A 13815-nucleotide genomic window follows, 5' to 3' on the forward strand; every position below is an offset into this window, starting at 1 on the left:
AAATTCCTCCTTAGATTATCCTTACAATTTAGCTAATGCTTCATCAAGTATACGCGCTTGTTCCACTTTATGTGCTTCTCCATCACCTTCTGCAGGGCTTTGGCGCTGACTGCGTCCGAAGTACTTCACTTCTTTGCCATCTGACAGTTCACGCAAGTACGGATCTGCAAATGTCCATGACCCCATGTTCTGAGGTTCTTCCTGTACCCAAGCCAATTCTTTAGCGTTTGGATAACGGTCGACGATTGTCTGAATCTTCTCAGCCGGGAAAGGATACAACTGCTCTACGCGGACAATATGCGCCCACTCATAGCCTTTGCCATCTTTCACACGTTCTGCCAGATCAATTGCCATTTTGCCGCTTGCGAAAAGGACACGTTTCACTTTTTTCGCTTCTTTGCCCATATTCGGCTGTTCAATGACAGTTTCGAATTGACCTTCAGCCAAATCAGCTACATCAGCACCAACCAACGGATGGCGCAGCAATGATTTAGGCGAAACGATGATCAATGGACGAATTGCTTCTTCTCCAAGCATTTTAGCCTGACGGCGTAAAATGTGGAAGTAGTTGGCTGCGCTGGAAAGATTTGCGACTGTCCAGTTGTTTTCAGCAGCCATCTGCAGATGGCGTTCCAGACGGGCACTCGAATGCTCAGGTCCCTGTCCTTCATAACCATGAGGCAACAGCATGACCAAGCCTGATTTTTGACCCCATTTAGCGCGTCCCGCAGAAATGAACTGGTCAAACATCATCTGCGCCATATTGGCGAAATCGCCGTATTGCGCTTCCCAGATAACAAGTGCTTTATCATTTTCAACATTGTAACCATACTCGAAGCCCAATACAGATGCTTCACTTAATGGGCTATTATAGACGACGAACGATGCTTTGGCATCTGAAATATGATGCAGCGGCACCAATTCATTGCCATTCTTTTCATCATGCAGGACAAGATGGCGATGAGCAAATGTTCCGCGCTGCGCATCCTGGCCAGTCAAGCGAATTGGATTGCCTTCCTGCAGGATTGAACCGAATGCCAGCGTTTCAGCATGTGCCCAATCAATCTTGCCTTTATCATTAAACGGATCTTCACGACGCTTCAGAATTCGGGCCAGTTTTCCGAAGGCAGAGAAATCACTCGGCCAAGACAAAAGCTCTGCGTTCATCTTCGTCAGAACCTCTTTATCGACACCAGTTGCAATTTCAGGATAACCGTTTAAGACAGCTTCCGGAATTTCAAGTTTCGGGAAGTCCGCCGTTTTGTTTTCTTTGACTCTGTCATAAGCTTCCTGCATTTCTTTCTGTATATCAGCATCAAGTTTTTTAACATCATCTTCCGATAGAACTTGTTCTGATGCCAATTGTTTTCCATAAAGTTCCCGAACCGTATCATGCTGATGGATGCCATGGTACATTGTCGGATTCGTCACTAATGGCTCATCCATTTCATTATGGCCATATCGACGATAGCCGATCAGATCGATCAAAATGTCTTTTCCGAATTTTTCACGGTATTCAAACGCCAGCCGTGCGACTGCAACCACCGCTTCAGGCTCATCGGCATTGACGTGGATAACCGGCACTTCAAAGCCTTTTGCAGGATCTGATGAATAATGTGTCGATCTTGAATCAAACTGTTCTGTTGTAAAGCCGATCAGGTTGTTGGCGATGACGTGGATTGATCCACCCGTCTGATAGCCTTTGACACGGCTGAAGTTCAAGGTTTCGGTTACGATGCCCTGACCCGGGAATGCCGCATCCCCGTGTACAAGAATCGCGTATGATTTTTTCGGATCCATTTTTGCCACACCCGTTTGATCGGTGAGTTCCTGGGCAGCACGTGTCTGTCCAGCAACGATCGGGCTGACGATTTCCAGGTGGGAAGGATTATAGGCAAGTTTTACACTTGTCCCATTTTCTGATTTAAAAGCTGCGCCCATATGATATTTAACATCACCAAACCAGCCTTTAGTGATTTGAAGCGAACCATCTTCCGGTAGGAAAGCTTCGTCCCCTACATGTGCGAAGCCGGCAAACATCATCTCGTAAGGTTTGTTCAAAATATGTGTAAGCACATTTAAACGACCGCGATGCGCCATCCCGATCATGATATCCTGTGTTCCGGCAGACTCGGATAAGCGAACAAGTTCGTCCATTAGAACAACCAGTGAATCGACGCCTTCGATTGAAAACCGTTTTTGTCCAACAAATGTACGGTGTACAAATTTTTCAAAGCCTTCTACGCGTGTCAACAGATCAAGAACTTGTTTCTTTTTGTCCGGATCCAATGTCGGTTTGACTGCACCAGCTTCGATTTTCTCCTGCAGCCAGCTGCGTTCCTGTGGCTGGATTACGTGCGAAAATTCAAAAGCGACTTTATCCGTATAAAGGGACTTCAAATAATTAATAGCTTCCAGGCCATTCGTTACATCGCTCGGTGCATTATTCAGAAGCAATGAAACAGGTACTTCCTTCAGATCCTGCTCGCTGAGGCCATTTGCAGGCTCAATACGGGAACTGTCTTTTGGTTGGTCCTTCAACGGATAGATATCCGATGCCAGATGGCCATGAGCGCGAATCGCTTCCGCCAAATGAACAGCAGCCAGTACTTTTTCGAAATTGTTCGGTTCCACAGCTTTTTCGGTCGAAGCTTGTTGGCTTGTCGAAACTTGTTGGCTTGCGGAAGTTTCAACAGGCGGGCCGTATTGTTTGAAAAGTTCGACGTACTCTGGATCAAGCAATTCCGGTGATTCTTGATACAGGTCATACATCTCCATTATGTATCCCAGGTTAGGGCCTGTAATGGAACTCCACGGGGATTTTGCATCTGGATAATTGCTAGACATTAAAAAAACCTCCAACTATTTGTTTGACGGCAGTCACTTTATTTGTTATATGTCTCGTCTATTTTATCACGCATCCCACTAGACATAAAGCAGAAGGCGTTTTGTTGATAAAAGATTAAAATTCCCTATCAATCTTACTACTTCCCTGTTGAAAAACAAAGCCTTTTCGTGAAAATATTCACATAAGAAATTGTTAAGCGCTTTCACACTCTCCACTTCTGTAATATAGCCTTATAAAGCGCTGCATTAAGTGAATGAATACATGCAGCAACTGCCTTTGCCGTTGCTTTTCGCTAAATAAAGCGCAGCGTCTGCTTTTTTGACCAAATCATCGAAATCATTTCCATGCAAGGGATAAACAGAAATTCCCATAGATGAAGTCGGTGTAAAATGATGACCGCCGATTATCCAGCCGTCGGCAAGCGTTTGGTTGATCCGGCTGATGACGCTTTCCACCTGCTCTTGACTTTTTTCAGGAGCAATACCGCATAAGGCCACCAGGAATTCATCGCCGCCTACTCTAGCAATCATATCTTGCTTGCGCACACTTTTTTTGATTGCCTGGCCGAAATGATAGATGAACTCATCTCCGACATCATGGCCAAATTGATCATTGATTGATTTAAAATCGTCCCCGTCGATGAACAACAAAACAATATTTTCATCTTTTGCTTCTGCCTGCTCTTTCATCTGCTGAAATTGCTGGACCATAAGACGACGGTTGGGCAAATTCGTCAAACTGTCGTGGTAAGCCATGAAATGGAGCTGTTCTTCCATTTGTTTTCGTTCTGTGACATCGAATAGGATTGACAACACTTGATAAATCCGGCCATCCATATCCATTAAAGGAATGATAGTGGCATCCACCCAGAAAACTTCACCATTTTTCTTTAAACTTTTTATCTGTCCACGCCAAATGGAGCCTTTCCAAACGACAGCACGAATCTTTTCATATTCTTCAGTGGAAATGACCGCTTTCCCTATCTTGGAAATATTGATGCCGATGAGCTCTTCAGCTTTATAACCGGTCAATTGATTGAAATTGTCATTGACGAATTCAATGGTACCAGACAGACTCCAGATTGCGACAAGTGCTGCGTAATTAAGGGCATCCTTGTAGCTCTCCAGAATATTCTCTGTCTTTTTCAGCTCATTCTTCAACAGCAGTTCACTGGTCAACTCCCTGAACACAACATGAAATGCACGGATAATGCCATTTTCATTGATGGGAGAGTAGCTGACTGAAAACTTCGCCTCAGTCCCATCATGCTTTCGGCGCTTCATAATCATGGAAGTGCTTTTAGATCCAGGCGAGAATGTTTCCAGCAATTTTTTCCCTGCTCTGAACGCTTCTTTTTGTTTATCGGGCAAATCCTTATAATAGCGATTCACCCATTCTTCTTTTACAACGCCGAACGTTTTTTCATAAGCCGGATTCAAATCGATGATCATGTATTCTGCAGAAATCATGATCATCGGATCCACTGAGTTTTGGACCAGCGACTCATAAAATAAATAATCCTCTTCAATCTTCTTTTGAGCTGCGACATTTTTTGTGATCGCCAGCACAAATTTCTGCCCTTCAAACTCAATCGGAGTCAATTCGGTTTCCATTGCTGTATCCAGGTCACTAAACAGGCTATAGTCGCGGTAAATGTGCCTCTCTCCTGCTTTCAATGCAATCTGATACTGCTTTTTGATTTCCCTGGTCAAATCCGGTGGCATGCTGTCTTCCAACGTGGTGCCACGCAGTTCTTTTTTGAATATAGCAAAACACACCGGATTGACGTAGACATAGTCAAAGGTGTCACCGTTTTGCTCCATAAAATAGACAGGGTCTTTCGAATTTCTGTAGAGGAGGTCCAACTGTTCCAGGGTAAATGGCATTGGCATCTATTTCACCGCTTTCCATTAGACGAATTGTTTCGAAAGTATTGATATTTGCTCACTGAACTGCGCATAGTGTGCCTGCTCATCCAGTGGTTCAGAAGAGAGGATTCTGCTGCCGGTCCCATTCGGAGGCCAGTCGAATTTAGCAACTGACAGATAGGTCGCATTGCCGGTAAGCAAAAGTTGGATGTCGTCCCCTTCTTTGGAAACTGAACATTTCACCATGCCTCCTGGATTGTAGACCGAAACATCCCCATAAGGAACCAGTCCCGCCATGCAGCTGATCAATGCTGAAGCCGTCATTGCAGTTCCACACGCATTCGTGAATCCTACACCACGCTCATAGGTCCGGACAAATATGCCGTCTTCCACAGGCGTCACGTAACTGACGTTGACCCCATCAGAAAAATAGTCATTGTCGCCATTGAAATACTGCGCCCATTTCTGCTGATGGCTTGTATCCTTCTGCAAGTCTGCCGGTACAATGCCGATCAGGTGCGGGTTAGGAACAGCGACCGCTGAAAACGGAATTTCTTTTGATACGAATGGCAAGGGTTCATGGATCCATTCCTCATGGCCCTCGTAGTTCATCGGCAAACTGCTGAGCGAAAATGAAACCGGGGATATTTCAACAGCATAGGTTTCGACCCCTTCATTTAACGTCTCTTCTTTTTTGACGCGCAGCGAAGCTCTCATGGTTTCAATCACCGCTTCCTGTACACCGTCGCGTTCACATACATACCGGGCCACACAGCGTAGGCCATTTCCACACATGGATGCTTCTGATCCGTCATTATTGAATACCCTCATTTTCGCGTGTGCAACAGATGAAGGCAAAATCACTAGAATACCGTCAATGTCCTTATCCAATGCCGAAAGTTGAATCGCCATCTCAGCAAAATCATTCCGTTCATCCGATTCCAGCATATAGAAGGTATTCATAGAGCCATGGACTTTTGTCAACGTCATTTCCATTCCGGTCACCTCTTTTAATATAGTTGGAAGTTATTTTGTATGGGTTGAGACCAATTTAGCCATTTTTGCAGCAGTAATCGGCGCTTCGGCTTGTGTCATAGTTTCGATCAACTGGTCTTTCCCGGCCTGCAAGCGGTCCATTTCTTCTATAAAGCGGTCTGCAGTCAATTCTTCCTCTTCAACCACGTGCGCAAAGCCCTGTTTCTTGAAGAGATTCGCATTCAGTATTTGATCGCCCCGGCTTTTTTGCATGGATAATGGGACAAGCAGCATCGGTTTTTTTAATGCTAAAAATTCGAATATGGAATTGGACCCGGCCCGTGAAACCACGAAATCCGTCATATGCAATAAATGCGGCAATTCGTGCGTAACGTATTCAAACTGCCGGTAATTCACATGGACATCCAGTTCCGGCATGCTGTTGCCTTTGCCGCATAGATGGATGATATTGAACTGTTCCAGCAGGCGTTCCAGATTATTGCGGACGGCTGAGTTGATCATAGCCGAACCTTGGCTTCCGCCCATGACCATCAGAACCGGCAATTCATTATCGAATGGACAGATTTCCTGCCCTTTTTCTGTCGAGCCTTCCAACAGCTCGCTGCGGATAAGTGAACCTGTACATGTAGACTTTTCACTCGGCACATGTGCCAGTGTTTCTTTGAAGACGGTGAAGATGTGGTCAGCGAAAGGCAGCGCTATCTTGTTCGCCAATCCAGGCGTAACATCCGATTCATGGATGATGACCGGGACTGACAGCATGCGTCCAGCCATTGCGACCGGAACAGATACGAATCCACCCTTCGAAAAAATCGCAACAGGCTTGGTTTTGCGGATGATACTCATCGCCTGCATCAATCCAGCCCCTACACGGAACGGATCCGAAAAATTTTTTGTAGAAAAATAGCGTCTCAATTTCCCGCTTGAAATGGCGTGGTAAGGAACGGATGGAAACGATTCACGGATCAGTTCGTTTTCAATGCCGTCTTTGGAACCGATGTACTCCACATGGAATCCTAAATTCTTCAGTTCCGGAATCAATGCCTGATTTAAAGAGACGTGTCCTGCTGTTCCGCCTCCGGTCAATAAAATTGTTCTGTTTTCCATTGCTCGTCCTACTCTCGTCTATTAATTTGGTATAGCCGGACCGCTTTAAGCAAGCCGTTCTATGCTATACTGGATTTTATGTGTAAAATTGTTAGTGAGTAACTTTAACTATATAAGTTGAACTAAAGAAGCGGCATTTATATACCGCTTTGGCGCTATGGACAAGGTTCCCACAATAAGCCGAGAAGAGCACTCGTCTTATTGCTCCACCCAGTCCTTAAGCCGCGCCGGCGCTGGAGATCTTTTTAAAGATATGGAGCAAAACAGCGAAGACGCCTTGGGGACCAAGCTCAGCGCGAGCCCCCGGCAAGCGCAGCTGTTTTGTGGAATATCGGTTAGTACAAATCATTAGTTCAACTTAAATAGTGATTTTCATACATATTATTTGGCTTATGCTATTCTACAAACCAACTTTGCTTTGTGTCTTTTATTAACAAGCGAAATAACCTGGATTCGCTTCTAATGGAATAAATTTTTCAGCGCCGGCGCGTCCACGAGCTATGCCCAAAGCGGTCGAAGCGATGTGAAAAAGCTACATTTTAATTTCAACTCAGATAATTTGCGGGAGGAAAGAAGTATGCACCAAACAAGAACCATGAAAGAAAAAATGCTGCTATTGGTGAAAATTGTTTTCCCGATTCTTGTCACGCAAATAGCGATGTATATGGTGACATTTTTCGATATTTACATGACTGCCCGCTACGGAACAGAAGATTTGGCAGGCGTTTCGATCGGGTCGTCCTTTTGGGTGCCCGTCTACATCGGCCTTGCCGGTATTCTTATGTCCATCACTCCAATTGTAGCACAATTGATGGGAGCTAAGAAAAAAGAACAAGTAAAACAAGCCGTCCAGCAAGGGATTTATTTGGCGTTCCTGCTGTCTGCAATCGTCTTTGCTTTCTTCTACTTCGGCATTGATTATCTGCTGGCCTTCATGGACCTTGAACCGGTTGTCGCAGATGTCGCAAGCCGTTATATCTTTGCGATGTCGATCGGGTTGATTCCGTTATTCGTCTACAATGCTTTGCGCTCCTATATCGATGCACTCGGAGCCACTCGTGTGACGATGGTCATTTCACTGCTGTCGGCACCTATCAATATCTTCTTCAACTACCTGCTGATCTTCGGGAATTTCGGTTTCCCGGAACTTGGTGGCGCTGGAGCCGGTTTTGCCTCGGCCATCACATATTGGCTGATTCTTGCGATTGCCATCTGGATCATCCATACAAGAAGTCCGTTCAATTCCTACGGCATCTTCCGTAAATGGCCGAAGGTGTCACTTGGCCACTGGGGCGAAATCAGCCGGATCGGGGTTCCCATCGGCATTTCGATCTTTGTGGAAACCAGCATTTTCTCTGCTGTTACGTTTTTGCTGGCAGTTTACGGCACCGTCACCATCGCAGCCCATCAAATCGCCCTGAATTTCGCATCCTTATTGTATATGCTGCCGCTCAGCATCTCTATGGGCGCGACAATTCTGGTCGGCTACGAAGTCGGTGCCAAACGTTTCCGCGATGCCAGACAATACAGCTGGCTGAGTGTCGGTACTGCCATCATCTTGAGTGCCCTTTCCGCCTGTATCCTGTTCTTCATGCGCAGTGAGATTGCGGCCTTGTATTCCTCAGACCCTGTGGTGGTCGAACTGGCCGTGCAGTTCCTGCTGTTTGCAGCTTTGTTCCAGCTCTCTGATGCGATTCAAGCGCCCGTTCAAGGAGCGTTACGCGGATACAAGGACGTGAACATCACCTTCATCATGGCGTTGATATCCTATTGGGTCATCGGCTTGCCTTGCGGCTACCTGCTGGCAAATTTCACTGATTTCGGTGCCTTCGGCTATTGGATCGGTTTGATTGTCGGCTTGACGGCAGGAGCCATCACCTTGTCCATCCGCTTGTTGTCCATCCAAAAAAAGATTTCCCGCCAAACCGCAGCAGTCCCGCGGAACGCGCAATAACATAGGTGACGATAAAAAAGCAGGACACGAAAAATCAATGATTTTTCGTGTCCTGCTTTTATTTAGGCCGATTATTTCCCAATCGGTTTTCAATCTACTCAACGGCTAGTTTTTGATACAAAGCGGCCAAACCGTCTTTTTCCGTTTGTGACAAATCCGATTGCTCAATCCGCGCCAGTGCCAACTCCAGTTTTTGCTGTCTGGATTTGCGGACGCGTGGATGGGTCAGCTCGTCATCCAATTCAATCAGGATATATTTTTCAAGCTCTTGCTGAGTCGCAATCTTTTCCGCAGCCACCCGTTGCGGCCAGAGTTTCCGGTAAGCCTCAATCATGGAAGCTCGACTCCTTCCAAGCCTTCTCCGATTACGACAATCTGGTTCTGCATCTTGATGTACTCAGGAAGCCATTGCACCATTCCGTAAGCAAACTGGAAGGCATGCGAATATTTATCGCCTTCGAGTGGCACATAGCCTTTGATGCGAAATACCGTATCCGGGAGTGCACGCAGCCATTCCTCAAACTTCTCCCGTTGCACAGGTGCTTCAAATTGCAGCACTTTGGCATTCAGGTTCAATTTTGAGACAGGTGCTTTAGCAACGTCTCCCGACTTTGAAGGCGTCAATTTATCCAACGCCGAAAATGGCACTTTGGCGTGCACAGTCTGGATGATCTGCGCTTTCGGATTCAGCGACTGGATTTCGTAAACTACCGTTCCCTGCTCACCCTCGGTCAACAAGTCCGATTTATTGGCCAGGATCAAATCGGCGTGGCGGATCTGCTCCAAAAATAACGAACGGATCTGCGGCGATAGACTCCCCCGGTCCATCCAGCGTTTGCTGTCGGCTACGGTGACGATCCCTTTGAAATTCAAGCGGTCAGCAAATAAAGGTGAAAAGATGGCATCCAAGGCTTCTACCGGATGTGCGGCACCTGTTGTTTCGATCAATAGGACATCGAAGTCCTCTTCGGCCAGCAACGTCTGGATCTGTGCCTCTGATTTCTCGGATCCCGAGCAGCAGATGCAGCCGTCAAGGATTTCCTTCAACGGCACGCCATCTTCCACAGCATCGGAATCCATATTCATTTTACCGAGTTCATTCATGAAGACTGCAGGCTTCAGCCCCTGGCCTTTCATTTGGCTGATCATGCCCTTCAGCAGCGTCGTTTTCCCGCTACCCAAAAATCCACTGAACAAATATACATCCTTCATCGTCTCATCCTTTCAATCACAGATTAAGAAAAGGCCCGCCTAAGCGGACCTTTAGAAATCACTCTGCAGTTTCTTCAGCTTCTTCTGACGCAGAAGCCGCGATTCCCGCTTCTTCCAACAGAAGTTTTTTAGCTTCCTGCAATTGCGGATCATCATTTTCGATTTTTTCACGCAATGCATCCATTACTGCAAATGTACTGTCTCCAGTCAAGATGCCTGTCGCGTCCAGGTCATTTTCCTCTTGGAAAGTTTCCACAGCTTCTGTCATCTGCTCTTCAAATACACCATCCACTTCTCCGACTTCGTAGCCAAGTGCCTCGAGCATCTGCTCCGCAGTCTTGACCTGGTCGGAAATGACACCGTCTTTCAGCTCCACTGAAGTATCCAGTACCGGAAGAGACGCATACGCAGGGTATGCCACTTCCACATCCGGCGCGATTCCTTTTTCGTGGATCCAATTGCCGTCAGGTGTCAGCCATTTAGCTGTCGTGAATTTCAAATTAGAGCCATCTTGAAGGTCATTGGCTGTTTGGACAGTTCCTTTGCCGAATGTCTTTTCACCGACCAATTTAATGTCTGCCGACTCGTTCATCGCTCCGGCCAATATCTCGGATGCCGAAGCACTGCCGCCATCGATCAGCATCGTAACAGGAACATCGATTTTCGTACCTGCTGTAGACATATAGATTTCCGGTTCTGCACCTTTTGCCTGAACTTCAAATAATGGTTTTCCTTCTTCAATAAACAAGTCGGAAATATCAAGAGCCACATCCAGCAAGCCACCCGGATTTTGGCGCACATCCATGACGAGCGCTTCCATCCCTTCAGCTTCCATTTCCTCAATGGCATCAAGCAATTCCTGATAGGTATTCTCAGAGAAACTTGTTACTTGAATATGTGCGACTTTGTCTCCGACCATTTCCGCGTAAACGGTCTCAATCGGAATTTCGTCCCGGACGATGGTAATATCGATCGGGTCTGCATTTTCGCCACGCACGATGGTCAATGTAACTTCAGTCCCTTTTTCACCGCGAATCAGCATAACCGCTTCAGTTGTTGTAAAGCCTTGGATGCTTTCTCCATCAACCGCTATAATCTGGTCGTTCGGCAAGACACCTGCTTTTTCTGCAGGTGAATTCTTGATGGGGGAAACCACTGTTATAAATCCGCCACGTTCCTGCACTTCTGCACCGATCCCCTGGAAACTTGACGAAATCCCTTCAAGGAATTGAGATGCTTCTTCTTCATTCATGTAATCGGAATAAGGATCTTCCAACGAGTCGACCATGCCGTTGATCGCTCCATTGACCAGAACGTCTCTATCGACATCCTCGAAATACTGATCCTGAATTTGGTCATATGCCGTATACAGCTTCTCGAATTCGCGGCGTTCCGGCGAATTTACTTCCACTGCTTTGTCGTCGCCGAACGTTAATGCAAAAACGGTCAAACCTGCCGTTGCTATTATTAAAAGGAAGACAAGCATAATAAACGAGAATGTTTTCATCTTAATAGTGTGCGACGGCGATTCTTCTACTGGCGGAATCTGTTCATGCTCTTCCCCCGGATGTTTATCATCCATCTATTTCACCACTTTCATAATTGCCTTCAGAACTGGAGAGCATTAAAAGAAAAAGACTGTCAAGACAGTCTTTTTTTAAAACTTGAGAGGCTGCTTGCGCTTTTCTTTCTGTCCAGGCTCCAGCAAGCCAGCCCCTCGAGTCGCTTCAGCCTCACCAATAATGGCAAAGAGCGCCATTCCCGATAAGGCTTCCAGCGCTTGTCGGGGCTAAACGGCTGCTTGCGCTTTTCTTTCTACTCTTGGATCGCTGCGTCCAACGCTACGACGATCATATCGTTGAACGTTGTTTGGCGCTCTTCGGAAGTCGTCACTTCACCAGTCAGCAAGTGATCGCTGACAGTTAAGATTGAAAGGGCTTGGCGGCCGAATTTCGCAGCCAATGTGTATAGGGCAGAAGATTCCATTTCAAGTGCCAAGACACCATACTGCGCCCATTTTTCGTGCTCTGCAAATTCGTTATAGAAGACATCTTCAGTAAAGACGTTCCCGACACGTAAATTCAATCCTTTTTCAATGCCGGCGTTGTATGCTTTCAGCAATAGATCGAAATCAGCTGTAGGAGCATAGTTGACACCTTTAAAAATAATCTCGTTCATTTTTGAATCAGTTGAAGCACTTTGTGCCAAGATGACGTCGCGAACCTTAACGTCTTTATGGATTGAACCACATGTTCCAACACGGATCAATTTTTTCACATCGTATTCCTGCATCAATTCTGTAACATAGATCGAAATTGAAGGTACACCCATTCCTGTTCCTTGAACAGAGATGCGTTTCCCTTTATATGTTCCGGTATATCCGAACATATTGCGGACTTCGTTGTACAAAGTCACATCTTCCAAGAAGGTTTCCGCTATGTATTTTGCACGAAGCGGATCTCCCGGCAGTAGAATTGTTTCGGCAATATCGCCTTTTTTCGCATTGATATGAACACTCATCTAAAAACCTCACTTTAATATAGTCGATTTAATCATACTGGTTTTTTTCCTTTAGTGCAATGACGAGCCTTATTCCCCTGTATATTCTTCCCACATGTAATCAAAGGTGGACGCTTTCATGACGGGATGCGCCTTTTCTTCGATGTATTTGGATAGCTTGTCGAAATCCGTGGCCGTTTTGGGAAATGAATGATCCAAGAACATCGCTTCCGCAAAGCGTGAATAATCGTCAGCTACGAGCTTCCCCCGGTATTTCAATGCAAATTGATAAAATGAACGTTCCATGAAGGTCTCCTTCCATAATTTAAGGCAAAAAAAACCCGGACAGTTGTCCGGGAAACCCGTTATTCAAACAATTTCTTGTATTCGGATAATCCTTCTGCATCCAATTGATCTTTGGGCACAAAATGAAGCGCCGCGGAATTGATGCAGTAACGCAAGCCGCCAAGAGAAGATGGACCGTCTGGGAAAAGGTGTCCCAGATGGGAGTCAGCTGTTTCAGAACGGACTTCCGTTCTTCTCATACCGTGGCTTGTATCCAAGTTTTCTTTTACTTCTGCACCATCAATCGGCTTGGCAAAGCTCGGCCAGCCGCAATGGGCATCGAACTTATCCTTGGAGCTGAAAAGCGGTTTTCCAGAGACGATATCCACATAGATGCCGTCTTCGAAATGCTGATCGTATTCTCCCTGGAAAGGCGGTTCAGTGCCGCTTTCCTGGGTTACATGATATTGCATCGGCGTTAACTTCGCTTTCAATTCTTCTTTCATGATTGTCCACCCCAGTTCTTTTCGATAAACGCTGTCCGCCCCGAACCAACCGAATAACGGTTGTAATGGGCAGGGTTTTTCTTATAATAATCCTGATGATAGGATTCTGCCGGATAAAACGGTTTTGCTTCCTTAATCGGCGTCGCTACTGGCTTTTCAAATCTGCCTGAATTGTCCAGGTCCTGCTTGGATTTTTCTGCTGCGATCCGTTGTTCTTCGGAATGATAGAAAATCGCCGTCTCGTAGGATTCGCCTCGGTCAAAAAATTGGCCGCCTGCATCTGTCGGGTCGATTTGCGTCCAAAATACATCCAGTAATTTCTCATATGGGAAAATCTCCGGCTGGAATGTGATTTGAACAGCTTCTACGTGACCTGTGGCATTTGAACAAACCTGTTCATAGGTTGGATTCGGCAACTCGCCGCCTGTATAGCCGCTCACCACTTCTTCTATGCCATCCAATGAATCAAAGGGCTTGACCATGCACCAAAAACAGCCGCCTGCAAATGTCGCTTTTTCTGTCTTCATACGTCCACTCCGT

General features: G+C 46.1%; 12 protein-coding genes. 1 reads left to right on the forward strand and 11 read right to left on the reverse strand.

Annotated features, from left to right (window positions below):
* Window positions 1-21: 21 nt before the first annotated feature.
* From Q0785_RS07120 to Q0785_RS07135, 4 genes are all read right to left on the reverse strand, one after another.
* Window positions 22-2847, reverse strand: a complete 2826-nt coding sequence (locus Q0785_RS07120) for a 2-oxoglutarate dehydrogenase E1 component (RefSeq protein WP_298827671.1) — start codon at window positions 2845-2847, stop codon at window positions 22-24.
* Between the two features lie 246 nt (window positions 2848-3093).
* Complete coding sequence (locus Q0785_RS07125) at window positions 3094-4740, reverse strand: diguanylate cyclase (RefSeq protein ID WP_298827674.1); 1647 nt, start codon at window positions 4738-4740, stop codon at window positions 3094-3096.
* Between the two features lie 18 nt (window positions 4741-4758).
* Window positions 4759-5712: a diaminopimelate epimerase gene (gene dapF / locus Q0785_RS07130; RefSeq protein ID WP_298827677.1), complete on the reverse strand. Its 954-nt coding sequence runs from the start codon at window positions 5710-5712 to the stop codon at window positions 4759-4761.
* Between the two features lie 30 nt (window positions 5713-5742).
* On the reverse strand, window positions 5743-6819 hold the full coding sequence (locus Q0785_RS07135) for an undecaprenyldiphospho-muramoylpentapeptide beta-N-acetylglucosaminyltransferase (RefSeq protein ID WP_298827680.1): 1077 nt from the start codon (window positions 6817-6819) through the stop codon (window positions 5743-5745).
* 577 nt (window positions 6820-7396) lie between these two features.
* On the opposite strand from Q0785_RS07135, the gene Q0785_RS07140 reads away from it, so the two are divergent.
* A complete protein-coding gene (locus tag Q0785_RS07140) occupies window positions 7397-8773 on the forward strand; it encodes an MATE family efflux transporter (protein WP_298827683.1) in 1377 nt (458 codons plus the stop codon).
* A 94-nt stretch (window positions 8774-8867) separates the two neighbouring features.
* Here Q0785_RS07140 and Q0785_RS07145 read toward each other — a convergent pair whose 3' ends face one another.
* The 7 genes from Q0785_RS07145 to msrA form a co-directional block, all read right to left on the reverse strand.
* The gene (locus Q0785_RS07145; RefSeq protein ID WP_298827687.1) at window positions 8868-9107 is read right to left on the reverse strand and encodes a hypothetical protein; all 240 of its coding nucleotides are present in this window, start codon (window positions 9105-9107) and stop codon (window positions 8868-8870) included.
* Window positions 9104-9985, reverse strand: a complete 882-nt coding sequence (locus Q0785_RS07150) for a GTP-binding protein (protein ID WP_298827692.1) — start codon at window positions 9983-9985, stop codon at window positions 9104-9106. Before Q0785_RS07150 ends, Q0785_RS07145 begins: the two co-directional genes overlap by 4 nt.
* A 58-nt stretch (window positions 9986-10043) precedes the next feature.
* Window positions 10044-11567, reverse strand: coding sequence for a S41 family peptidase (locus tag Q0785_RS07155; RefSeq protein ID WP_298827695.1), 1524 nt, complete (start codon window positions 11565-11567; stop codon window positions 10044-10046).
* A gap of 233 nt (window positions 11568-11800) precedes the next feature.
* Window positions 11801-12505 (reverse strand): purine-nucleoside phosphorylase, encoded by a 705-nt coding sequence (gene deoD, locus Q0785_RS07160; RefSeq protein WP_223632464.1) that lies wholly within the window; start codon window positions 12503-12505, stop codon window positions 11801-11803.
* Between the two features lie 69 nt (window positions 12506-12574).
* The gene (locus Q0785_RS07165; protein ID WP_298827701.1) at window positions 12575-12790 is read right to left on the reverse strand and encodes a YozE family protein; all 216 of its coding nucleotides are present in this window, start codon (window positions 12788-12790) and stop codon (window positions 12575-12577) included.
* Window positions 12791-12849: 59 nt separating this feature from the next.
* Window positions 12850-13275, reverse strand: a complete 426-nt coding sequence (gene msrB, locus Q0785_RS07170) for a peptide-methionine (R)-S-oxide reductase MsrB (RefSeq protein ID WP_298827703.1) — start codon at window positions 13273-13275, stop codon at window positions 12850-12852.
* The gene (msrA, locus tag Q0785_RS07175; RefSeq protein WP_298827705.1) at window positions 13272-13802 is read right to left on the reverse strand and encodes a peptide-methionine (S)-S-oxide reductase MsrA; all 531 of its coding nucleotides are present in this window, start codon (window positions 13800-13802) and stop codon (window positions 13272-13274) included. Before msrA ends, msrB begins: the two co-directional genes overlap by 4 nt.
* Window positions 13803-13815: the final 13 nt, after the last annotated feature.

The sequence above is a fragment of the uncultured Planococcus sp. genome (assembly GCF_947501725.1).
Classification (GTDB): domain Bacteria; phylum Bacillota; class Bacilli; order Bacillales_A; family Planococcaceae; genus Planococcus; species Planococcus donghaensis_C.